Source organism: Kaistella haifensis DSM 19056 (assembly GCF_000735695.2).
Classification (GTDB): Bacteria; Bacteroidota; Bacteroidia; order Flavobacteriales; family Weeksellaceae; genus Kaistella; species Kaistella haifensis.
Genome location: NZ_JASZ02000001.1, coordinates 179,499 through 200,530, shown reverse-complemented (window position 1 = coordinate 200,530; position 21,032 = coordinate 179,499). Strand labels below are relative to the sequence as shown.

22 protein-coding genes are annotated in these 21,032 nt (G+C 35.3%); 12 read left to right on the top strand and 10 right to left on the bottom strand.

Annotated elements, in window-relative coordinates; all coding sequences use genetic code 11:
* The first annotated feature begins 14 nt into the window (after positions 1-14).
* Positions 15-971, top strand: coding sequence for a methylenetetrahydrofolate reductase [NAD(P)H] (gene metF / locus AP75_RS01085; protein ID WP_031503005.1), 957 nt, complete (start codon positions 15-17; stop codon positions 969-971).
* Between the two features lie 34 nt (positions 972-1,005).
* Here metF and AP75_RS01080 read toward each other — a convergent pair whose 3' ends face one another.
* Genes AP75_RS01080 through AP75_RS01065 form a run of 4 tightly spaced genes read right to left on the bottom strand, consistent with a single transcriptional unit; the run spans position 1,006 to position 4,769 of the window.
* On the bottom strand, positions 1,006-1,794 hold the full coding sequence (locus AP75_RS01080; RefSeq protein ID WP_031503007.1) for an SDR family oxidoreductase: 789 nt from the start codon (positions 1,792-1,794) through the stop codon (positions 1,006-1,008).
* Between the two features lie 3 nt (positions 1,795-1,797).
* The gene (locus tag AP75_RS01075) at positions 1,798-3,039 is read right to left on the bottom strand and encodes a 3-phosphoshikimate 1-carboxyvinyltransferase (protein WP_088263413.1); all 1,242 of its coding nucleotides are present in this window, start codon (positions 3,037-3,039) and stop codon (positions 1,798-1,800) included.
* 15 nt (positions 3,040-3,054) lie between these two features.
* Entirely contained in the window at positions 3,055-3,381 is a 327-nt protein-coding gene (locus tag AP75_RS01070) for a nucleotide pyrophosphohydrolase (RefSeq protein WP_088263412.1), read from the bottom strand.
* Positions 3,382-3,386: 5 nt separating this feature from the next.
* The gene (locus AP75_RS01065; RefSeq protein ID WP_031503009.1) at positions 3,387-4,769 is read right to left on the bottom strand and encodes a hypothetical protein; all 1,383 of its coding nucleotides are present in this window, start codon (positions 4,767-4,769) and stop codon (positions 3,387-3,389) included.
* 183 nt (positions 4,770-4,952) lie between these two features.
* Here AP75_RS01065 and AP75_RS01060 point away from each other — a divergent pair, with 183 nt between their 5' ends.
* From AP75_RS01060 to AP75_RS01045, 4 genes are all read left to right on the top strand, one after another.
* Positions 4,953-5,204, top strand: a complete 252-nt coding sequence (locus tag AP75_RS01060) for a type B 50S ribosomal protein L31 (RefSeq protein ID WP_031503011.1) — start codon at positions 4,953-4,955, stop codon at positions 5,202-5,204.
* A 109-nt stretch (positions 5,205-5,313) separates the two neighbouring features.
* Entirely contained in the window at positions 5,314-6,477 is a 1,164-nt protein-coding gene (locus tag AP75_RS01055) for a GlmU family protein (protein ID WP_088263411.1), read from the top strand.
* 92 nt (positions 6,478-6,569) lie between these two features.
* The gene (gene trhO, locus AP75_RS01050; protein WP_088263410.1) at positions 6,570-7,922 is read left to right on the top strand and encodes an oxygen-dependent tRNA uridine(34) hydroxylase TrhO; all 1,353 of its coding nucleotides are present in this window, start codon (positions 6,570-6,572) and stop codon (positions 7,920-7,922) included.
* Positions 7,923-7,927: 5 nt separating this feature from the next.
* The gene (locus AP75_RS01045) at positions 7,928-8,515 is read left to right on the top strand and encodes a 5-formyltetrahydrofolate cyclo-ligase (RefSeq protein ID WP_088263409.1); all 588 of its coding nucleotides are present in this window, start codon (positions 7,928-7,930) and stop codon (positions 8,513-8,515) included.
* Here AP75_RS01045 and AP75_RS01040 read toward each other — a convergent pair.
* Together AP75_RS01040 and AP75_RS01035 are read right to left on the bottom strand one after the other, a co-directional pair.
* A complete protein-coding gene (locus AP75_RS01040) occupies positions 8,452-9,033 on the bottom strand; it encodes a hypothetical protein (RefSeq protein WP_031502651.1) in 582 nt (193 codons plus the stop codon). The genes AP75_RS01045 and AP75_RS01040 overlap by 64 nt on opposite strands.
* Positions 9,017-10,186: a hypothetical protein gene (locus tag AP75_RS01035; protein ID WP_031502653.1), complete on the bottom strand. Its 1,170-nt coding sequence runs from the start codon at positions 10,184-10,186 to the stop codon at positions 9,017-9,019. Before AP75_RS01035 ends, AP75_RS01040 begins: the two co-directional genes overlap by 17 nt.
* Positions 10,187-10,367: 181 nt before the next feature.
* Between AP75_RS01035 and AP75_RS01030 the strand changes: the two genes are divergently transcribed.
* Positions 10,368-10,685: a hypothetical protein gene (locus AP75_RS01030; RefSeq protein ID WP_088263408.1), complete on the top strand. Its 318-nt coding sequence runs from the start codon at positions 10,368-10,370 to the stop codon at positions 10,683-10,685.
* A 55-nt stretch (positions 10,686-10,740) separates the two neighbouring features.
* Here the strand turns inward: AP75_RS01030 and AP75_RS01025 are convergent, their stop codons facing one another.
* From AP75_RS01025 to AP75_RS01010, 4 genes are all read right to left on the bottom strand, one after another.
* Positions 10,741-11,514, bottom strand: coding sequence for a TrmH family RNA methyltransferase (locus AP75_RS01025; RefSeq protein ID WP_169711619.1), 774 nt, complete (start codon positions 11,512-11,514; stop codon positions 10,741-10,743).
* Between the two features lie 2 nt (positions 11,515-11,516).
* Positions 11,517-13,019: a DNA recombination protein RmuC gene (gene rmuC / locus AP75_RS01020; RefSeq protein ID WP_088263406.1), complete on the bottom strand. Its 1,503-nt coding sequence runs from the start codon at positions 13,017-13,019 to the stop codon at positions 11,517-11,519.
* 73 nt (positions 13,020-13,092) lie between these two features.
* Complete coding sequence (gene pncB, locus AP75_RS01015) at positions 13,093-14,268, bottom strand: nicotinate phosphoribosyltransferase (RefSeq protein ID WP_031502102.1); 1,176 nt, start codon at positions 14,266-14,268, stop codon at positions 13,093-13,095.
* Positions 14,269-14,356: 88 nt separating this feature from the next.
* Positions 14,357-15,988 carry a leucine-rich repeat domain-containing protein gene (locus AP75_RS01010; protein WP_088263405.1) on the bottom strand — a complete coding sequence of 544 codons (1,632 nt, stop codon included), beginning with the start codon at positions 15,986-15,988 and terminating at the stop codon, positions 14,357-14,359.
* Between the two features lie 110 nt (positions 15,989-16,098).
* Here AP75_RS01010 and AP75_RS14200 point away from each other — a divergent pair, with 110 nt between their 5' ends.
* The 6 genes from AP75_RS14200 to rpsJ all read left to right on the top strand — a co-directional run bounded on the left by AP75_RS14200 (position 16,099) and on the right by rpsJ (position 20,940).
* Positions 16,099-16,266 carry a hypothetical protein gene (locus AP75_RS14200; protein WP_158212059.1) on the top strand — a complete coding sequence of 56 codons (168 nt, stop codon included), beginning with the start codon at positions 16,099-16,101 and terminating at the stop codon, positions 16,264-16,266.
* Positions 16,267-16,550: 284 nt separating this feature from the next.
* Complete coding sequence (locus tag AP75_RS01005; RefSeq protein ID WP_143755759.1) at positions 16,551-17,471, top strand: hypothetical protein; 921 nt, start codon at positions 16,551-16,553, stop codon at positions 17,469-17,471.
* A 104-nt stretch (positions 17,472-17,575) separates the two neighbouring features.
* Positions 17,576-17,989, top strand: coding sequence for a 30S ribosomal protein S12 (rpsL, locus tag AP75_RS01000; RefSeq protein WP_031503575.1), 414 nt, complete (start codon positions 17,576-17,578; stop codon positions 17,987-17,989).
* A 25-nt stretch (positions 17,990-18,014) separates the two neighbouring features.
* Positions 18,015-18,491 (top strand): 30S ribosomal protein S7, encoded by a 477-nt coding sequence (rpsG, locus tag AP75_RS00995; protein ID WP_031503577.1) that lies wholly within the window; start codon positions 18,015-18,017, stop codon positions 18,489-18,491.
* A gap of 6 nt (positions 18,492-18,497) precedes the next feature.
* Positions 18,498-20,615: an elongation factor G gene (fusA, locus tag AP75_RS00990; RefSeq protein ID WP_088263403.1), complete on the top strand. Its 2,118-nt coding sequence runs from the start codon at positions 18,498-18,500 to the stop codon at positions 20,613-20,615.
* A gap of 19 nt (positions 20,616-20,634) precedes the next feature.
* On the top strand, positions 20,635-20,940 hold the full coding sequence (gene rpsJ, locus AP75_RS00985) for a 30S ribosomal protein S10 (RefSeq protein WP_031503579.1): 306 nt from the start codon (positions 20,635-20,637) through the stop codon (positions 20,938-20,940).
* The last annotated feature ends 92 nt before the right edge of the window (positions 20,941-21,032 follow it).

Sequence of the window (21,032 nt, the reverse complement as noted above, 5' to 3'; positions counted from 1 at the left end):
ACTTTAAATAAAAAATGAAAATTACAGACCATATAAAAAATGCCAACGGAAAAACTTTGTTTTCTTTAGAAGTAGTTCCTCCACAAAAAGGTATCGGAATTGAAGATTTGTATAAAAACATCGATCCATTGATGGAATTTAAACCACCTTTTATTGATGTGACAACGTCCAGGGAAGAATATATTTATCTGGACAAAGGAAATGGTTTGATGGAAAGAAGAATCACCAGAATGCGACCCGGTACTTTGGGAATTTGCGCCGCAATTCAGCATAAATATAATGTTGATACCGTTCCGCATGTTTTATGTGGTGGATTTTCTCAGGAAGAAACCGAATATCTTTTGGTAGATTGTATGTACCTCGGTATAGATAATGTGATGGCTTTGCGTGGTGATGCGATGAAAGGTGAACAGCATTTTGTTCCTACCGTCGGTGGGCATAGAAACGCGATGGATTTGGTGCATCAGATGAATGATTTGGGACGCGGAAAATACCTTCACGACGAGAAAATATCCGCTGAGGAAAATAAATTCTGTATCGGAGTCGCCGGTTATCCCGAAAAACACATAGAAGCGCCTTCCATTAATTATGATCTGAAATGGCTGAAGCAAAAAGTAGATGCAGGAGCAGATTACATTGTCACCCAAATGTTTTTCGACAACAAAAAATTCATTGATTTTGTAAAACAGGCGAGGGAAATTGAGATTAATGTTCCAATAATTCCTGGGATTAAGCCGATTGCTACAAAAGGTCACCTGCAAATGCTACCGAAAGTTTTCAAAATCGATTTGCCCGAAGATTTGATTTCTGAAGTTGAAAAAGCAAAAGATAATACAGCGGTAAAACAAATCGGCATCGAATGGGCGATTGCTCAATGTAGGGAATTAATGGATTTTGGAGCTCCCGTTTTGCATTTTTATTCGATGGGAAAAAGCGATAACATCAAGAAAATAGCAAAGGAAATATTTTAATTTTATGTGATAAGACAAATGGATTGATGCTACATCAATCCATTTTATTATACTTTTTCATGAGGTTTTCATAGAAATTCTGCGGCAAAATCCACTTTAGAGGAACTCCGATTTTTTGTCCAAATTTTCCGAAATAGTAATGTGCTTTCCACGTTTTTTTTCCCAGCAGTTTCTCGATATATTCTGCAACTTCAACAGGTTCAATGCCGTCATCCACGTGGGAATTCATCAAAGCATATACTTTCTCAAAAGTTTTTTTATAAGGTTCGGAAACTTCCGTTTTTACTCGATTTTCGGCAATTTTTGTTTTAATGTCGCCCAAATGAAGCGTACAAACATCAATTTTCCAAGGCGAAACTTCATAGCGAATCGCTTCTGTTACTTTATCCAAAGCTGATTTTGAAGCGGAGTAAAATCCACGGAAAGGCAAGCCCATTTCTGATCCAATACTCGAGATATTAATGATTTTTCCTGATTTTTGTTCACGCATTTTGGGTAAAACGCCAGTCATCATTTGCACTGCACCTACCAAATTGAGGTTGAATAATTTCAGAATTTCCTCTTTTTTAGAATCTTCAACAGCGCCAACCATTCCCATGCCGGCATTATTGATAAGCAGGTCGATTCTTTTTTCTATCTTCAAAATTTCAGAAATCGCATTTTCAACTTGTGAATGATTGGTAATATCGGTCGGAATTGTTTTAAAGAAATCTGATTCGGTATTTTTTCTACTCAATCCGTAAACCTGATGTCCTTTTTTGCCAAAATATTCAGCCAAAGCGAAGCCAATACCTGCGGAAGTTCCTGTGATGATAATCGTCATTTTTTATGCTTTTGTTTCAATAATTTTTTTCAAATCTGTCCAAAAATCGGGATAAGATTTTTCTACAACGTCTTCATTTTCAATGGTAATTTCTTTAACCAAACAAAACGGCGCAAAACTCATTGCCATCCTGTGATCGTTGTAGGTTGCGATGGAAATATTCTCGTTCGGTTCAAAAAATTTAACAGAAACAATAGAATCGTCGGTGATTTCCGAAATACAACCTATTTTAAATAGTTCATTTTTTAGAGCCAAAAGTCGATCGGTTTCTTTTACTTTCAATGTTTCCAAGCCCGTAATTTCAAACGGAATTTTCAGAGCGGTTGCCGTTACACAAAGCGTTTGCGCGATATCCGGACAATCATTCATATTTAAAACAATCTTTTCGGGGAAATTGAAATAATGTTCCGGAAGCAGGGAAATTTTCGCTTCAGCTCCTTCAGAAATCGTATTCACGCCAAAAAATTTCCAATAAATTTCTCTTAATGCTGAATCACCTTGAAGTGAATAAGGTTTGAAGCTTTTTAAATTAATGGTTTCTCTGGAAATCGCTGCCAAAGAATAGAAATAAGAGGCCGAACTCCAATCGCTTTCCACGATAAAAGGGATGTTTTGCAGATGTTTTTCGAGGTGATTATTCGAATTCATCGGCTCAATTTTGATGGTATTTCCATCCCAATGATTTGCTATTCCTACTGTTCGGAGAATTTTTAAGGTCATCTCTAAATAAGGTTTGGAAGTGACTTTTCCTTCTAAAATTATTTCTAAACCGTTCTCCAACTTTGCGCCGATGAGCATTAATGAGGAAATAAATTGACTCGAAATATTGGCAGAAATGGTCACCGTATTTTTCTCGAGTTTTTTTCCTGTGATTTTTAATGGAGGAAAACCTTCTTTTTCAAGGTAAGAAATTTCCGCTCCTAATTCTCTCAAAGCATCCACCAAAAATTTGATTGGTCTTTGTTTCATTCTCTCGGAACCGGTTAAAACAACCGTTTTTCCTTCCTGAATGGAAAAATATGAAGCCAGAAACCGCATTGCAGTTCCGGCATGATGAATGTCGATGATTTCCGAATTGCTATTCAACGCTTTTTCAAGCAATTGAGTATCTTGAGAATTTGACAGATTTTTGATTTCGATATTGTTGAAGAGTTGATGCAGAATTAACAAGCGATTCGAAATACTTTTCGAACCGCTGATTTCTATCGTTTGGTTTCCTATTAATTCAGATTTTTTTAATAGCATTTTGAAAGTGAATGGTTATTTCAGTTTTTGGTTATTTTGATGACGAGCGGCGTCTCTTTCTGTTTTTACTTTCATTTTTTTATCAAAAGCGGTTTGCAAATCCGTTCCGGTTTGATTGGCCAAACATAGAGTTACAAATAAAACATCGGCAAGTTCTTCTCCCAAATCTTTGGTCTTGTCGCTTTCTTTTTCGCTTTGTTCACCGTATCTTCTTGCGATAATTCTGGCAACTTCGCCAACTTCTTCCGTAAGCATCGCCATATTGGTGAGTTCGTTGAAATAGCGAACACCGATGGTTTTTATCCAATCATCGACTTCTTTTTGGAGCTTGGTAATTTCCATAATTTTTATTGATAAGCGCCTATGGTTGGGGAAGATGTTCTAGAGTTTTTCACAATATCCACCGGGAACATTGCTGCTACTCCTTGGTTTCCTTTGCCTTTCGCTGGGGAATCGTCTTTTACTCTTAAATTTAATTTTTGAGTAAAGTAATTCACGAATTTAGGATCTTCATTTTTAATGGAATTTGATGTCGCATAATTTGCATTTGCACCATATTTTAATAAAGAATAATTGAATTCTGTAGTGAAAGTTTGCCCGGAAGTTTGTTTCAATTCCACCATGTTTTCAGCATTTCCGTAAATGATGGAATTGTTGATTTTTAAAGTTAAAGGTCCGTTTTCTAAAGCCGTTCCATTCTGGTACTCGTTGGTTGCGTAAATTCCTAATCCTGGCAACGCGGAATTGAAATCCCAGTAATTTGCCAAGGTCGAATGTGCGATATTGTAATTTCCACCTTTGAAAATCCCCAAATCAGCTTCTCCGCAATTGTTCATCACCAAATTCGATGCATTGATCGAAGAATTCACTGCGAAAATTCCATATTCCTGATGAGTATGAATGATTGTATTTTTTATATTTGCCTGAGTTTCTGTCATTTCCAAACCACGGGTTCCGCCGAAAACTTTAGCATAATTCATTTCCAATTTGGCTCCGGTATCAAAAGAAATTCCGTTCCAGTTTTTAGGGATGGTATCGTATCTAGCGTCGTTTCTATCTCCTCGGAAAGTTACTTCTTCGTTTAAATCTCCCGCAACATTTAGTGTGGCATTTTTAGAGATTTTCAAACCACTATTTTTGTGAAAATATACTTTGGTTCCTTTCTGAATATGCAATATTTTCCCTGCTTCGAGAGTAAGATTGCCGAAAATAATTTTCGCTTTTTCGTTCGTCCAGCTTGTGTTTTCTGCTAAAACATTCGGGTTGCTATCCGTTTGGATGAAAAATTCCGCATCTTGAACTACAGAAAATAAAGTAACGTGTTGGTTTCCGGCAGGAGTTTGGAAATTAATTCGGTCTTCGGCAATCGCTTCTGGAGAATTTGCTACAGGTACAATTTCAACAAATATATACAGACTGTCGTTTTTTCTAAGTGGAACATTCGTGAAATCGGTTCCCGCTTTTCCGTCAACATTGATTCTATATAAAGAAGAAGATCCGTTTTCCAAGGAAATTTTAGGAATCATAACATCTTTATCTTCGGTATTGTAAATTTTTACAGCATAAGTTTCGGATCGAACTTGGTTATAAACGGTATCGCAAAAAACGGTATCGGCAGAAAATCGAAGCAATTGCGAAGGACTTTCAAAGTTGATATCGTCCCTGTTACAAGCAACAGCTGTTAAAAGAAACCAGAAAGAGATTGCGAATATAAATTTTAATTTATTCATTGAATTGGGAAATAGATATAGTTTTCAAATTTAATTAAAATAGTTGAACCTAAAAATTTAAAAATTATCAAACTGAGTATTTGCAGATTAAAAAATTAATTGTACTTTTGCGGTCTAAAAATTAGCAGAGGAATATCCATTACTACTTCTGAAGCAAAACTTTAATTTATTAAAATTTTTATTATGAAAAACGGAATCCACCCGGAAAATTATAGACTTGTTGTTTTCAAAGACATGAGTAACGACGAGGTATTTCTTTGCAAATCTACAGCAGATACCAAAGATACCATTGAATATGAAGGAGAAACTTACCCATTAATCAAATTGGAAATCTCTTCAACTTCTCACCCTTTTTACACGGGTAAAGTGAAATTGGTTGATACTGCAGGTAGAGTTGATAAATTTATGAACAAATACAGAAAATTCTCTAAATAATTTTAGAGGTTTTTACCAATATTAAAGTCTTTCAGGTTTCTGAAAGGCTTTTTTTGTTGTAATTTTGGACTTTATTGTTTAATCGTTTCATTAAAAATTTTGTTACTAAATGGCTCAACTTGCTTTTTCCGACGCCCAATTTTGGGAAGATTTTTTACCGCTTACTTTCACAAGACCCGTTGCAGAAATGCGTTGCGGAATACTCACGTTTGCAGAAAGATGGCAGAAATTATTAGAAATCGATGAGGTTTCTTACATTACTGAAGATTTTTTGCAAGATAAATTCAAGAAGCCGGAAGCGGCAGAAAGTCTTTTTATCGTTTCCAATTTTCTTCCAAGTGATGAGGTTTTGCAACAAATTAAAGATTTAAAATTGGGGGAAGCTTTGGTTTATGAAAACGAATTATTGGTCGCCAGAATCAATATGGAGAATTTCTCTTTAAATCAAATTGAGAAAATGACCGATATCCACGAAGGTGTTCTTTTGTTCAAGCAGCCAACCGATTTATTTTCATTTAATGAAAAAGCAATCAATTTCGATTTCGATTTGCTAACGAAAGGTAGAGTTTCAGAGGAACTTTCCGCTACCAATGGTTTTCTAGGTGATGCTAACGATTTGTTCATTGAAAAAGGCGCCAATGTTGAATTTTCAACTTTAAATACCAAAACCGGAAAAATTTATATTGGCAAAAATGCCGAAGTGATGGAAGGTTGTAATCTGCGAGGTCCAATCGCGCTTTGCGATGATTCCAAATTTAATTTAGGTGCGAAAATTTATGGTGCTACAACCATCGGTCCTCATTGTAAAATAGGGGGCGAAGTGAATAACATCGTGATTTTCGGATATTCCAATAAAGGTCACGATGGTTTTGTAGGTAATTCAGTCATTGGTGAATGGTGTAATTTGGGTGCAGATACGAATTCCTCCAATTTAAAAAATAATTACGCTGAAGTAAAACTTTGGAATTACCGAGCAAAAAGGTTTGTAAATACAGGGTTGCAATTTGCAGGACTCATTATGGGTGATCATTCCAAAACCGCCATCAATACTCAGTTTAATACAGGAACTGTCGTTGGTGTTGCCGCTAATATTTTCAAAAGCGGATTTCCGCCGAACCTGATCGAAAACTTTTCTTGGGGAGGAATGAAAGGCGATGAAAAATTTAAATTAGAAAAAGCGTACGAAGTTGCCGAATTGGCGATGGCTAGACGAAAAGTAACTTTCACCGATCTGGATCGCAATATCTTAAAATATATTTACAGCGAATTTTAAAATATTAAAACATGATATGAATTTCATTTTCGCCCTAACTTTGGAATTCCTATCTTTGCAACATTATTATTCTCACTTAAAACGTTTATAGCATGCAACTGTACAACACTTTAAGCGCAGAAGAAAGAGCTCAACTTATTGATGAAGCTGGTAAGCAACGACTTACTTTGTCTTTCTATGCGTACGCCAAAATCGAAAATCCAAAACAATTTCGCGACGAATTATTTATAGCCTGGAATGCACTCGATGCTTTGGGCCGAATTTATGTCGCTCACGAAGGAATTAATGCTCAGATGAGTGTTCCTGCGGATAATTTTGATGATTTCCGTGATACATTGGAGGTTTATGATTTCATGAAAGGTATCCGCTTAAATGTTGCTGTAGAACAAGACAATCATTCATTTTTAAAACTTACCATAAAAGTTAGAAATAAAATTGTTGCCGATGGTTTAAATGATGAAACTTTCGATGTTACCAATAAAGGAGTCCATCTGAAAGCTCGCGAATTCAATACTTTGCTCGAAGATCCAAATACCATTGTCGTGGATTTTAGAAATCATTACGAAAGTGAGGTAGGTCATTTTCAAGGTGCAATAACTCCGGATGTAGAAACTTTTAGAGAAAGTTTACCAATCATCAATGAACAACTTCAGGAATTTAAGGAGGATAAAAACCTATTGATGTATTGTACCGGTGGAATCCGTTGCGAAAAAGCGAGTGCTTATTTCAAACATCAAGGTTTTAAAAATGTTTTCCAGTTGGAAGGAGGTATTATCGAATATGCCCGTCAAATCAAAGAAGAAGACATTGAAAGCAAGTTTATTGGGAAAAATTTCGTTTTTGATCACCGTTTAGGTGAAAGAATTACCGATGATATCGTTTCGCAGTGTCACCAATGTGGAAAGCCTTGTGATAACCACACCAATTGTTATAATGATGCGTGTCATTTATTATTCATTCAATGTGATGAATGTAAAGCTGCAATGGAAAACTGCTGTTCGACAGAGTGTTTAGAGATTATTCATTTACCTTTGGAAGAACAAGCTAAATTGAGAAAAGGTTTACAGGTTGGAAACAAAATTTTCAAAAAAGGAAAATCGGAAGCGTTAAAATTCAAAAAATCCGGAGAATTACCACACAAGCCCTTGGCGAAAGTGGAAACCAAAAATATTCAGCAAAAAATTGCCATTAAAAAAACATTGATTGGAAAGGCGGAGCATTATTACTCCAAATCGAAAATTGCACAGTTTTTATTGGAAAATGAACTGTCGGTAGGAGATAAGGTTCTTATTTCTGGTCCGACTACAGGAGAAAAAGAGTTGACAATTACCGAAATTTTCGTGAACGGAGCACCTAGTCAATCTGCTAAAAAAGGTGATCAAATCACTTTCCCGATTCCGTTTAGAGTTCGTTTATCAGACAAATTATTTAAAGTTTTGTCTTAAATGAAATGACAAAAAAAAAGATCAGAAAAAAATATACGGAAAAACGTGAAACCTTATCTCAGGATGAGGTTTTGTTGCTTTCTGAACGTATTTTTAATAATATTTTTCAGTTTTTCACCTTTAGTGAAAATCAAAAAGTTCATTGTTTTTTACCGATTTCTGATAAAAAAGAAGTTGATACACAGGGTTTTATCGAAGAATTATTGAAAAGGAAAATCAGGGTTTTTGTTCCTAAAATTGTTGATGAAAAGTTGATTTCTGTTAAAATTAATGCTAAAACCAATTTTATAAAAAATCATTGGGGAATTCCGGAGCCGGAAAGCAACGAAGATTTCGGTGAGAAAGATTTTGATTTTGTGATTACTCCGTTATTGTATTGTGATAATCAAGGAAATAGAGTAGGATATGGAAAAGGTTATTATGATTCTCTTTTCGAAAAAATAAATTCAAATGCTCGAAAAATCGGTGTTAATTTTTTTAATCCTGATGAAATTGTCGATGATATTTGGGAGGGCGATATTCCTTTAGATTATTTGGTTACGCCGACTGCAGTACTGTCTTTTGGTGACGGCAAGTCAAAATCAACGAAGTAGAATTTAAATTCTTTTTTAAATTTCACCGGAGCGGGTTTAAGGATATATTGTGCGTTTTTCTCAAATTTTCCAATAAGCTTATCCTTTTCGTCGAAATATTCCACATCGAATTTTGCGAAATCTAAAGTATCTTTGCCTTTAATGTGCTTTTGTACAAAGATATTTCCAACTTTTGCTGTTTTTACTTTGAAACTATCAAGGTGTTTAAGAATAGGTTTTAGCTTATTCGAATCGTTTTCAGTAAAATAACTTTGCATTTGCGCATAAATAACGGAATCGATTTCTGTATCCCGGTTTCCGGAAGTATATAATGTAGAAAGGTCCAATAATTCCTGGATTTTTTGTTTCGTAATAAATGAAATCGCCTGTGCGCTATCCATTTTTGTTACCGGATAGGAGACTTTGTTATTATTGTTTCTTATTTTTTCCAAATCTGAAATTTCAGTGCTTTCTTTTTTGCAAGAAAATACAAATAAGAGAGTGAAAATAATCAGCAAAAGGTTAATTTTTTTCTTCATCGGTATCGATTTTAAATTTAATCATTACAATTTTTCCAGATTTATCCGCTTGAGTATCAATTACATCTAGGTTTTCAAGCGAAGTAGAAGGTAAAGTGACGAGATTGATATATCGCTGTTTATCCATGGTTTCTACTCCATAAAATTGGTTGTCAAATACCTGGTAAATCAGCGCATTATTACTTATTAAATAATTGAGGCTTTCTCTCTTTTTCTTTAAATCTTTTAAAGACTTGGAATAATAAAAGAGCATGATCGCATAATCATTTGGTTTCAACTCGATGTTTTCAGCTTCTGGAGCAGTTTCTAAATTTCTTTGAATCGTGTCTGTTTTATAGTATGGAGAGGAAACGACCATGGTTAATGATTTGGATTTTGTTGTATAGACAAACGGCTCATTAGGTTTTGCAACGTATAAAATGGGGGATTCATTCTCTTTTAAGATCTGTACTTGCAATTCTGCATTGATTTTTGAGTTTCGGTCAGCATCAATGAAGCTATAGTAGTATTTTTTACTGAACAATTCATCTTTGAAACCCAAAAGTCCAACTAAAACAGCAAGAACTGCAGAAATTCCTAGCCATAAATATTTTTTTACAAGAGAATAAGTCGAATTTTTTTCTTCCGTATCGTAAGTTTCTAAATTAGCCTTGTGTTCTTTAACTGGTTCATTATCAGATATTGTTTTTTGTAAAACGTCATTTTCATTTACTGAAATTGCTGTATTTTCGAGTGTAATTGATGGAGTTTCTTCTACTTTTGGATCAACTGCCGAAATTTGAGGTGCTTTTTCGCTTTTTTCAGCTTCTTCAGTTTTTGATTGAGTGATTTCTACGTTTTCTTTCAAGATTTCATCTGCAAAAAGATGGTTTTTTTTGAAATCATACCAAGACATGTAACCCGCATAAACAGAGAGAATGTTTAGCATGTCGATTCTCGGAAGTTTGGTTACCGGGGAATTTTTAAAGTAGGTATAAAAAGATTTTTCACTAATGTTTCCTTTTGCCTTTTTTCGAAGATCTTCCTGGAAATATATAATGTCTATCCCTTTCCATTTCGAAATGTCATCGAAAGAAGGGGTGTGATCTGCCAAATATTGGTTCTGAACTTCCGTTTTTAGCTGCTCAAAGTGTAATAAATCTAAATCGCTCAATTGCAAATTTTTACGTAATCTATTGATTGTCAATGTTGGTTTTTTGTAAAACCGTTTTACAAATATATTACAATTAATTTTCTAACACAAATTTAATTCTCACTATACCTTTGTCCTGTTCAAAATGATAAATGAGAACAACGAAATTTTAAAATAACAAAACAATTAAATTTAATTTATTATGAAAAAGTCATTATTCGTAGCTGCTATCGCTGCTTTAGCTCTTGTAGCTTGTAAAAAAACTGAAACTGTAGAAACTGCTAACGCTGCTGATTCTGCTGCTGTTGCAACTACTGATTCTGCTGCTGTTGTAGCTGATTCTGCTGCTACTGTTGTTGATTCTGCTGCTGCTGTAACTGTTGATGCTGCTTCTGCTACTACAGGTGCTGCTGCTGATGCTGCTAAAGGAGCTGCTGATGCTGCTAAAGGAGCTGCTGATGCTGCTAAAGGAGCTGCTAGCGATGCAAAAGATGCTGTAAAAGACGCTGTTAAGAAATAATTAGCAACTACTTTTATCAAAAGATTAACCGTTTCTCTCGAGAAGCGGTTTTTTCTTATTTATGATTGAGCTTTTGTCTTAATATTTCGTAGCAACTAATCGCCACGGCATTGCTCAAATTAAGAGAATCGATACTTCCGGACATGGGAATAAGCGTGTTTTTTCCTTTACCAATCCAGAAATCACTGAGACCGGAATGTTCTGTACCAAATAACAACGCACTTTTTCCGGTGAAATTTTTTTTATAAAGATCTTTTGCGCTTTCATCCATCAAAGTTGTATAGATACTGAATTTGTTTTCTTGTAAAAATTCAAATAATTCTTGATTGTTCGATTGGAAGACATTCATTCCGAATAAGCAACCAACGCTCGAACGGATCACATTCGGATTGTAAAAGTCGGTCTTTGCATCCGTTACAATTAAAGCATCAATTCCGAAAGCTTCGCAACTTCTTAGGATTGCACCCAAATTTCCAGGCTTTTCAATGCTTTCAACAATAATTATTGAGGAATTTTCTTTTGGTTTAAATTTAGAAAGAACATTCAACTTTGATTTATAAATTCCGATAATTCCTTCTGAACCCCCTCGATACGCGATCTTATCGTAAATTTTTTCAGAAACCAAGTTTATTTTTCCTTTTGGAAAATCGTCGTTGTAAATACTTTCGCAGATATAAAACTCTACGTTTTCGAATTGAAATTGCAGTGCTCTTTCGTTTTCTTGCTTGCCTTCGACCACAAAAATCCCGGATTTCCTGCGAAAGCGGTTATCGGTAATTAAGCGGCTAAGGTTTTTTATTTTTTCGTTTTGTAGACTTTCAATCACCATTTTTATTCTTCGGTATTTTCAGTTTCTAGTAAATTGGTTTCAGAATCTTCGTTTGCTCTTTCTAGAAGTGCCTCCGGAAGGTTTTTACTTGCTTTTGCGCCCAATTGTTTTAGTTTTTGTACACTACCAACCAGATTTCCTTTTCCGGTGGAAAGTTTTTTCATCGCATTCTCATAGTCGCCTTTGGCATCATCCATTTTCTTACCTATTTTTAGCAAATCGGTTACAAATCCGTCGAATTTATCATATAAAGCTCCGGCTTGCCTTGCAATTTCCGCCGCGTTTTTGTTGTGGTGATCGCGTTTCCAAACATCTGAAATCAGTTTTAAATAAGCGATTAAATTGGTTGGACTCAGCAAAATAATGTGTTTTTTGTATGCGTAATTCCAGAGTTGTGTATCCCCTTGCAAAGCAGTAAGGAAAGCTGATTCCACGGGAACAAACATGATGGTAAAATCCAGTGATTCCTTCAGATTATCATATCTTTTTTCAGCCAAGGTGTCAATATGTCTTTTCATTGCTGAAATGTGCAAGTTTAGATTTTGTTTTCTCTGTTCTTCGTCTTCAGCGGAAATCATTCGTTCATAAGCGTTTAACGAAACTTTCGAGTCGATAATAACGATTTGATTTCCTGGAAGTTTTAGTACAAAATCCGGTCTTTGGTTTTCTCCGTTTTCATTTTTTATGTTGAATTGAGAGAAATATTCGCGGTCTTTGGTAAGTCCGGAATCTTCCAAAATTCTTTCGAGAATCATTTCGCCCCAATCGCCTTGTGTCTTTGTTTGTCCTTTGAGTGCTGTCGCGAGATTATTGGCTTCTTGGCTGATTTTCGTGGTTTGCTCCATCATCATTTTGATGGTATTGTTCAGTGAAAACCTTTCGCGAGCTTCGTTTTCGTACACTTCGCTGACTCTTTTCTTAAAGTTTTCAAGGTTTTCGCCCAATGGTTTTAGGAGTAAATCAAGATTTTCTTTGTTCGTATCGGTGAATTTCTTTGATTTTTCTTCGAGAATTCTGTTGGCGAGATTCTGAAATTCTTCTTTAGCCAAGGCTTGCATTTTTTCAATTTCTTCTTTTTGGCTATCTAAGAGTTTTTGTAAAGCTTGGTTTTGTGCATTGAGGTGAGATTTTATTGAGATTAATTCATTTTTTTCATCAACCAATTTTTTGATTTCTGAACTTTGATTGTTGTTGATTTCTGTTTGTTCTTCAATTCTTTGATTTTGAGCATTACTTTCAGCAGAAATTTTGGCAATATCCGTTTTTAATTGATTTAAAAATTCAGTTTGCTGAAGGTTTGTTTGCTTCTCAGAAAGGTAAGAATTTTCTAATTCATTGATTTTCAATGTCGAATTTTGTAAATCAGAATTTGTCCTAATAAAACTATTATTCAAATCATCGAAAAGTGTTCGAGAAATAGTGGAGGATTTTAAGAAAAAATAGACAATCAATGCTCCGATTAAAACTCCGATAATAATCCCTATAAATAAAGTAGTAATTTCCATTTTTCAAAAATAGGAAGAAAAAAAATAATTTTCGGGATTACTACGAATTCTTTAAAACTTACTGATTTAGATTTTAATCATGAATTCTCAAAAATTCTTTAGCAAGTTCGATCATTTTTGGATCACCAGTATATTTACCTCTTTCGTCGGAAAGTTTTACCGTAGGAATCCAATCTCCATTTATTGCTTTTGCAGCAACAAGTTTCATCACTATATTCATTGGTTTCACATCGACATCGTTGGTTAAATTGGTGCCAATTCCGAATGAAATTCCGATTTTCCCTTTACAAGCGTGAGTGATTTCTGCTACTTTTTCCATGTTCAAACCATCAGAAAAAATAATGTATTTGAATAAAGGATTGATGCCGTTTGTTTTATAATGTTCAATGGTTTTGTGTGCGAACTCGATTGGGTCGCCACTATCATGACGAACACCGTCAAATAGTTTCGCAAATTTTTTATCAAATTGCTGGAAAAAAACTTCTGTGGTGTAGGTATCTGAAAGGGCTACACCCAAATCACCACGATAAACATCCACCCAATGTTCCAACGAAAGTGCGTTGGCCATCTTGAAACCATATTCTGCAGCGTGAAACATAAACCATTCGTGAGCGTGTGTTCCTATTGGCTTTACGCCATATTTCATCGCAAAATGAATATTAGAAGAACCGATAAATTTTGTATTTTTATTTTTTACCAAAGTATCAACCACGAGATCGTGGACTTTATAAGAGTGTCTTCTCCTGGTACCAAATTCTGCGAAAGTAACGCCGAGTTTGTTCAATTCTTCGGCTTTTTCCAAAGTTTTGGCAACTACTATTTCATCGGAATCTCTTTCCATATTGTTCATTTCATAATGCAATTCGGAAATTAAAGCCAAAAGCGGAACTTCCCATAATATTGTCCGGTACCATTGTCCTTCCACCGTTACGCGCAACTCATTTTCGGTTTGCTGAATCGTAACTTCAGTTGGATCATAATGATATCCGCCCAAAAAATCCAAATACGGCAAATCGAGATAAGGGCAAGTTTCTCTCAAGAATTCCTTCTCATCTTTTGTGAGCTTCAGTTCTGCCATTGCGTTCACCGATTTTCTCAGTTCAGCATCAAAACCTTCCGGAAAATGATGTTTTCCGCGATTGATGAACTCATATTTTACCTTTTCGTTTGGGAAAAGTTTCACCACCGCGTTTTGCATCGTGATTTTATAGAAATCGTTATCGAGAATGGACTTGAATCTTACACTCATAAAATGATATTTAAACAAATGTAAAAATTAGAAAACAAAAAATCGCCTTTCACAAGACGATTTTTTTAATATGAAAGAATTTTGATGCTTAATGTTTAATGAATTTAAATGATTTCAAAGTATCGGAAGTTTTTATAGAAATGATATACGTTGCGGAAGGCAGATTCCTCACGTCGATTGTTTTTGATTTTTCCGAGAATAAAAGCTTTCCGCTAAGATCGAAAATAAACACTTTTTCAAGGTCTAATTTTGAAGTTTTAATATAAAGAAAATCGGTTGTAGGATTAGGATAAACGACTAAATCATTCTTTATTTCTTTTGTTCCCAGCTCTTTTACCAAAGTTACCGGTTCTCTGAAAAACGAAATTTCCATCAACTCGTTTGGTAATTCCTCGAAAACGTATGCTTCGCAGGTGTACAAGGCCAAATCATCATCTTCAACATTACTTATATAATAACTTTCAAAGGTTCCGGGAATTTTTTGATCCAAATTTTTGTACCAAGAAAATTGATATTCGTTGCCGGAAAGCGCTTGCGTTAATGAAGTTGAAGAACCTAAAGTTGCGTAAACATTTTTCGGCTCGTCGTATCGTTGTGGTGAATAAGTGAAATCTGCAAAGTCTTTATTTTTAAGAATGAAATTTTTTATTTCCTGTTTTGTAAATCGATTGTTTTCTAAAAAAGTAATCGCGGGAAGGTTTTCAGGAATTTCGCCCGAAAGTCGGTTGCCCGTCAATGAAAGCATTTGAAGCTTTCCCAACTGAAGTAGTGAAGTGGGGAATCCACCAGAAATTTCGTTTTTGTCCAGATAAATTTGTTCGAGATCTTTTAAACTCAACAAGCTTTCGAAACCGCCGGAAATTTTGTTTCCCGAAAAATTTAAATGAACTAATTTTTTTAGCTGTGAAAGTTCCGCCGGGAAAACCGAGATTTGGTTGTTTGCCAAGGAAAGCCATTCCAAGTTTTGTAAATTTCCCAGAACCGTGGCGTAATTTGAGGTAAATAAATTATTGCTCAAATCCAAAGAAGTAAGCGCGGAAAGCGCGGTAAGTTCGGAAGGAATTTTCGTGAGTTGGTTTCCGGAAAGGTTCAATTCACGGAGATTGATGAGATTTGATAAATTGCTAAAATTCTGTGAAATGGTATTGTTGCTTAAATTCAACGATTCGAGATTGGTTAAAGTTGATATTTTTGCAGGAACCGTATTTAGATTGGTGTGAGAAAGATCTAAAATCTTTAAAGAAGGAAAATTCTGCAAAAAAGCATTGATGTCGGTAATTGCAAATTGATTGTTTCCGAGCGAAATTTCCTGAAGATTGGACAGCGGAAGAATCGACGAAGTAGGATCGCCTGTCAATCGATTGTTGCTGATGTCGATTCGAACCAAATTGCCTAAAACAGAAATTGCTGGCGAAATTTCACCGGAAAGTTGGTTGGAACTTAAATCCAATTTCTGAAGTTTGCTGAAATTCGAAATCGACATCGGGAAATTGCCTTTCAAAGCATTTCCGCGGAGATTAATTTCGATTACGCTGCCGTTTTTTATTTTGATTCCGTACCAGTTTTTGGGATCTTTTTCCAAATCCCATTTTTGGCTCCACGTTTCTCCTGAAGTTGAGTTGTAAATATTGATTAATGAGGATCTTTCCGCAAAAGAAATGCTCCAATTTTGCGAGAAATACAATTGCGAAAAGAGTAAAAAGAATAGAAATTTATTCATTCAATAGTGTGTTTTTTAAGTGTACAAATATATATCAAAAGTTGAAATGTAGAATTAAATTTTAAAAATTTGCATATTTGCTTGATTAATGAAATTTTTTAGGATTATTTATGAGAAAATATATTGTTTTGGCTTTTGTTATCGTGTTGGTTTATTTTTTTCAATCTTTTTTTCTTCCAGCGGGAGGCGCAGGTGCGGATAGTCTTTCTTATTTTGGAATTGCTTCGGATTTGCCACAACTGAAAACGAATTTGTTTCCGATAGGATTTCCAATTTAATAGAATTGTTTCATTTAGTTTTTCGGGATTATTTTTGGTCAGCCAAATTTCTGAATATATCAATGGTTGTGGCGGTACTTCTTTTTTCTTATTTCAAGAAGTTTTATTTTAAAGAAACGGTGCTGCTCTTTACCGGGAATACTGCTTTTTTTGTTTTTGGATATTTCATTTCGGAAGCTCCGTTTATTTTTCTTTTATATTTTCTTTTTTATGTCTTTCATGAAAGATTTATTGGAAAATTTCGCCAATATCAATTTGTTTTTTTTGCTTCATTACTTTTATTCTTGCTCTTTACAATTCGATATTCAGGAGTTTACATTTATCTTGGAGTTGGATTTTTCTGGTTGATTACTATTTTGATAAAGCATTCTTTTCCTCTAAAAAAAGATTTGTTTCAAGTTTTACTGTTTGCCGGCATTGGAATTGCGGGATATTTGGGATTCAACTTATATATATATGGTAGTTTCACTGGAGAAAATGTAAGGGGAACTTTGCAACAATTTTCTTCGGTTTACTTACTTCGTAATATTTTGGGAGTTTCGGCTGTTTTCGATCCTTTTATTATGATTAAACCTGCTTCTAATAGTTTTGCAAGTCTCGCTTTTCAGATCGGTTTGATGATTTTTGATTTGTTGCTGCTTTTTTATTTTATACAATTGGTTCGGAAGAAAAAGGAAGTAATCGCATTGGATTTTCATCAATTACTTTGGGTAGTTTCTGGGGTTTATGCTGTTTCATTGTTTGTATCTTATTATTTTCAGCAAATCGAGGAAATGAATGTGAGAATGCTTGCTGCGGCTAATTTCTGTTTGTTCTTTTCATTTCTTATTATTTATTTTAAAAATTTAAAATCGGATGCTTTTATTTTTGGTTTAGGAAGTTTCTTTCTTTTCTTTTTAACGGTTTATGCATTGAAAACACCGGTGAATTACTTGAATAATAAGAAGCAAATAGAATCGCAAATGCCTCAATTCAGTCATAAAAAGTATCTGTATAATGATGAGAAAAAAGCAGAAGTCTCGCTTACGACTTATCACATACCAATTATCGGAAAAACCTTCAATTATCAACATACCAATAACCAAAAAGGGGAGATTAAACAATCGATCGCAGGAACGATTAATCCACAAATCAAATGGTTAAAAATTGATACGATTAAAAATAAATCTCAAGTTTTATATACCTCTGAATTGATTTTAAAATAAATGGGAAGATAAATATTCAGTACAAAATCTTATAAATTAGATAATTGTATTTGTGGGTTAAAAAATATTTCATACTTTTGCACCCTAAAATAAAAAGCAATTAAATGCCTACTATTCAACAATTAGTTAGAAAAGGAAGAGTCGCACTTACCAAGAAGAGTAAATCGGCTGCACTTGATTCCTGTCCACAAAGACGAGGTGTATGTACAAGAGTATATACTACTACCCCAAAGAAACCGAACTCTGCACTTAGAAAAGTTGCAAGGGTAAGACTTTCTAACGGTAAAGAAGTCAACGCTTATATCCCGGGCGAAGGACACAATCTTCAAGAGCACTCGATAGTATTGGTACGCGGAGGAAGGGTGAAAGACCTACCGGGAGTACGTTATCACATTGTTCGTGGAGCTTTGGATACTGCAGGAGTAAACGGCAGAACCCAAAGAAGATCTAAGTACGGAGCGAAAAGACCAAAACCAGGTCAAGCAGCTGCAGCACCTGCAAAAGGTAAGAAAAAGTAATCATTAATTAGTAAGAAACGAAACAATGAGAAAAACAAAAGCGAAAAAAAGACCGTTGTTACCGGATCCTAAATTTAATGATCAACTGGTAACAAGATTCGTAAACAATTTGATGCTTGATGGAAAAAAATCTATCGCATTCAAAATTTTCTATGATGCTTTAGATATCGTAGAAAGCAAAAAAGGAGATAATGAAAAAACTTCTTTGGAAATCTGGAAAGATGCTTTAACCAACGTAATGCCTCACGTAGAAGTACGTTCAAGAAGAATCGGTGGTGCTAACTTCCAAATTCCAATGCCAATCAGAGCAGATAGAAAAATTTCTATGGCAATGAAATGGTTAATCAAATATTCAAAAGCAAGAAACGATAAATCAATGGCTCAGAAATTAGCTGCTGAAGTTATCGCTGCTGCAAAAGAAGAAGGTGCTGCTTACAAAAAGAAAACAGACACTCACAGAATGGCTGAAGCTAACAAAGCATTTTCACACTTTAAATTCTAATCTGAAATGGCAAGAGATCTTAAATATACAAGAAATATAGGTATTGCTGCGCACATTGATGCAGGAAAAACCACCACAACAGAAAGAATTTTATTCTATACAGGTAAAACTCACAAAATTGGTGAGGTTCATGAAGGTGCATCAACAATGGACTGGATGGAGCAAGAAGCTGAAAGAGGTATTACAATTACTTCTGCTGCAACTACTTGTAAATGGAATTTCCCAACAGATCAAGGTAAAACTTTACCAGAAACTAAAGAATATCACTTCAACATTATCGATACACCGGGACACGTTGACTTTACCGTAGAGGTAAACCGTTCTCTTCGTGTACTAGATGGTTTGGTATTCCTTTTCTCTGCAGTAGATGGAGTTGAACCACAATCTGAAACCAACTGGAGACTTGCGGACAACTATAAAGTTGCTCGTATGGGATTCGTAAACAAAATGGACAGACAAGGTGCTGACTTCCTTAACGTGGTAAACCAAGTTAAAGACATGTTAGGATCTAATGCCGTTCCAATCGTTTTACCAATCGGTGCTGAAGAAGATTTCAAAGGGGTTGTAGACCTTATCAAAAACAGAGCAATCGTTTGGGATGAAGCAGGACAAGGTGCTACTTTCGAGGTAGTTCCAATTCCTGAAGATATGAAAGACGATGTGTTGCTTTACAGAGAAAAATTAGTTGAAGCAGTAGCTGATTACGACGAAACTTTGATGGAGAAATTCTTCGAAGATCCAGATTCTATCTCTGAAGAAGAAATCAACGAAGCATTAAGAAAAGCAACCATCGATTTGTCTATCATCCCGATGACTTGTGGCTCTTCATTCAAAAATAAAGGGGTTCAGTTCATGCTTGACGCAGTTTGTAAATATCTTCCTTCTCCGATGGATAAAGACGATATCAAAGGAATTGATCCAAGAACAGACGCTGAAATTACTAGAAAACCAGACGTAAACGAACCATTCTCCGCATTAGCATTTAAAATTGCTACGGATCCTTTCGTAGGAAGATTAGCTTTCTTTAGAGCTTATTCGGGGAAATTAGATGCGGGATCTTATGTATTGAACACAAGATCTGGTAACAAAGAAAGAATTTCTAGAATCTACCAAATGCACGCTAACAAGCAAAATCCAGTAGAAGTTATTGAAGCTGGAGATATTGGTGCTGCTGTAGGTTTTAAAGATATCAAAACTGGAGATACATTATCAGACGAAAAGAACCCAATCGTTCTAGAATCTATGGTTTTCCCTGATCCAGTAATCGGTATCGCTGTTGAACCAAAAACTAAAGCTGACCAAGATAAAATGGGTAACGCTCTTGCTAAATTAGCAGAAGAAGATCCTACTTTCACAGTGAAAACTGATGAAGCTTCTGGACAAACAATCATTTCCGGTATGGGTGAGCTTCACCTCGACATTATTGTTGACCGTATGAGAAGAGAGTTCAAAGTTGAAGTAAACCAAGGTCAACCTCAAGTAGAATATAAAGAAAACCTTACCATGGTTGCTAACCACAGAGAAGTTTACAAAAAACAATCTGGTGGTAGAGGTAAATTTGCAGATATCGTATTCGAAATTGGTCCTGCAGATGATAACAAAGCTGGTCTTGAATTCGTAAATGAAATCAAAGGGGGTAACATTCCAAAAGAATTTGTTCCTGCGGTAGAAAAAGGTTTCAAAGAAGCAATGAAAAACGGTCCACTTGCTGGATTCGAAATCGATGGTATCAAAGTAGTATTGAAAGACGGATCTTTCCACCCAGTGGATTCTGACCAACTTTCCTTCGAACTTGCTGCTAAGATGGGCTTCAAAGAAGCTGGTAAAAAAGCGAAACCTGTTATCATGGAACCAATTATGAAACTGGAGGTTGTAACTCCGGAAGAATACATGGGAGACATCGTAGGAGATTTGAACAGAAGAAGAGGTACTGTAAACGGTATGGACGACAGAAATAACGCGAAAGTAATCAAAGCATTCGTTCCGCTTTCTGAAATGTTCGGATACGTAACCTCACTTAGAACCCTTTCATCTGGTCGAGCAACTTCTTCTATGGAATTCGAAAAATACGAAGCAGCACCTACAAACGTTGCCGAAGACGTAATCGCTAAAGCAAGAGGTTAATATTAAAATTTAGATTAAAATGTCACAAAGAATCAGAATAAAACTAAAATCTTACGATTACAATTTGGTAGACAAATCTGCTGAGAAAATCGTGAGAACGGTAAAAGCGACTGGTGCTGTTGTAAACGGACCAATTCCATTGCCAACCAACAAGAGAATCTTCACCGTGTTGAGATCTCCGCACGTAAACAAGAAGGCAAGAGAGCAGTTCCAGCTTTCAGCTCACAAGAGATTGATGGACATCTATTCTTCTTCTTCTAAAACTGTAGATGCCCTAATGAAATTAGAGCTTCCTTCAGGAGTTGACGTAGAAATTAAAGTGTGATTTTGTAGAGACGCGATTTATTGCGTGTCAACAGCACTTTGCTATGATAACAAATCCGTTCTCGAAAGAGGGCGGATTTTTTTATCTTATCT

Excerpts from the sequence above, each read along its gene's own strand:
- metF (WP_031503005.1), top strand. The coding sequence starts at position 15 with ATGAAAATTACAGACCATATAAAAAATGCCAACGGAAAAACTTTGTTT.
- AP75_RS01080 (WP_031503007.1), bottom strand. The coding sequence starts at position 1,794 with ATGACGATTATCATCACAGGAACTTCCGCAGGTATTGGCTTCGCTTTG.
- AP75_RS01075 (WP_088263413.1), bottom strand. The coding sequence starts at position 3,039 with ATGCTATTAAAAAAATCTGAATTAATAGGAAACCAAACGATAGAAATC.
- AP75_RS01070 (WP_088263412.1), bottom strand. The coding sequence starts at position 3,381 with ATGGAAATTACCAAGCTCCAAAAAGAAGTCGATGATTGGATAAAAACC.
- AP75_RS01065 (WP_031503009.1), bottom strand. The coding sequence starts at position 4,769 with ATGAATAAATTAAAATTTATATTCGCAATCTCTTTCTGGTTTCTTTTA.
- AP75_RS01060 (WP_031503011.1), top strand. The coding sequence starts at position 4,953 with ATGAAAAACGGAATCCACCCGGAAAATTATAGACTTGTTGTTTTCAAA.
- AP75_RS01055 (WP_088263411.1), top strand. The coding sequence starts at position 5,314 with ATGGCTCAACTTGCTTTTTCCGACGCCCAATTTTGGGAAGATTTTTTA.
- trhO (WP_088263410.1), top strand. The coding sequence starts at position 6,570 with ATGCAACTGTACAACACTTTAAGCGCAGAAGAAAGAGCTCAACTTATT.
- AP75_RS01045 (WP_088263409.1), top strand. The coding sequence starts at position 7,928 with ATGACAAAAAAAAAGATCAGAAAAAAATATACGGAAAAACGTGAAACC.
- AP75_RS01040 (WP_031502651.1), bottom strand. The coding sequence starts at position 9,033 with ATGAAGAAAAAAATTAACCTTTTGCTGATTATTTTCACTCTCTTATTT.
- AP75_RS01030 (WP_088263408.1), top strand. The coding sequence starts at position 10,368 with ATGAAAAAGTCATTATTCGTAGCTGCTATCGCTGCTTTAGCTCTTGTA.
- AP75_RS01025 (WP_169711619.1), bottom strand. The coding sequence starts at position 11,514 with ATGGTGATTGAAAGTCTACAAAACGAAAAAATAAAAAACCTTAGCCGC.
- rmuC (WP_088263406.1), bottom strand. The coding sequence starts at position 13,019 with ATGGAAATTACTACTTTATTTATAGGGATTATTATCGGAGTTTTAATC.
- pncB (WP_031502102.1), bottom strand. The coding sequence starts at position 14,268 with ATGAGTGTAAGATTCAAGTCCATTCTCGATAACGATTTCTATAAAATC.
- AP75_RS01010 (WP_088263405.1), bottom strand. The coding sequence starts at position 15,988 with ATGAATAAATTTCTATTCTTTTTACTCTTTTCGCAATTGTATTTCTCG.
- AP75_RS14200 (WP_158212059.1), top strand. The coding sequence starts at position 16,099 with ATGAGAAAATATATTGTTTTGGCTTTTGTTATCGTGTTGGTTTATTTT.
- rpsL (WP_031503575.1), top strand. The coding sequence starts at position 17,576 with ATGCCTACTATTCAACAATTAGTTAGAAAAGGAAGAGTCGCACTTACC.
- rpsG (WP_031503577.1), top strand. The coding sequence starts at position 18,015 with ATGAGAAAAACAAAAGCGAAAAAAAGACCGTTGTTACCGGATCCTAAA.
- fusA (WP_088263403.1), top strand. The coding sequence starts at position 18,498 with ATGGCAAGAGATCTTAAATATACAAGAAATATAGGTATTGCTGCGCAC.
- rpsJ (WP_031503579.1), top strand. The coding sequence starts at position 20,635 with ATGTCACAAAGAATCAGAATAAAACTAAAATCTTACGATTACAATTTG.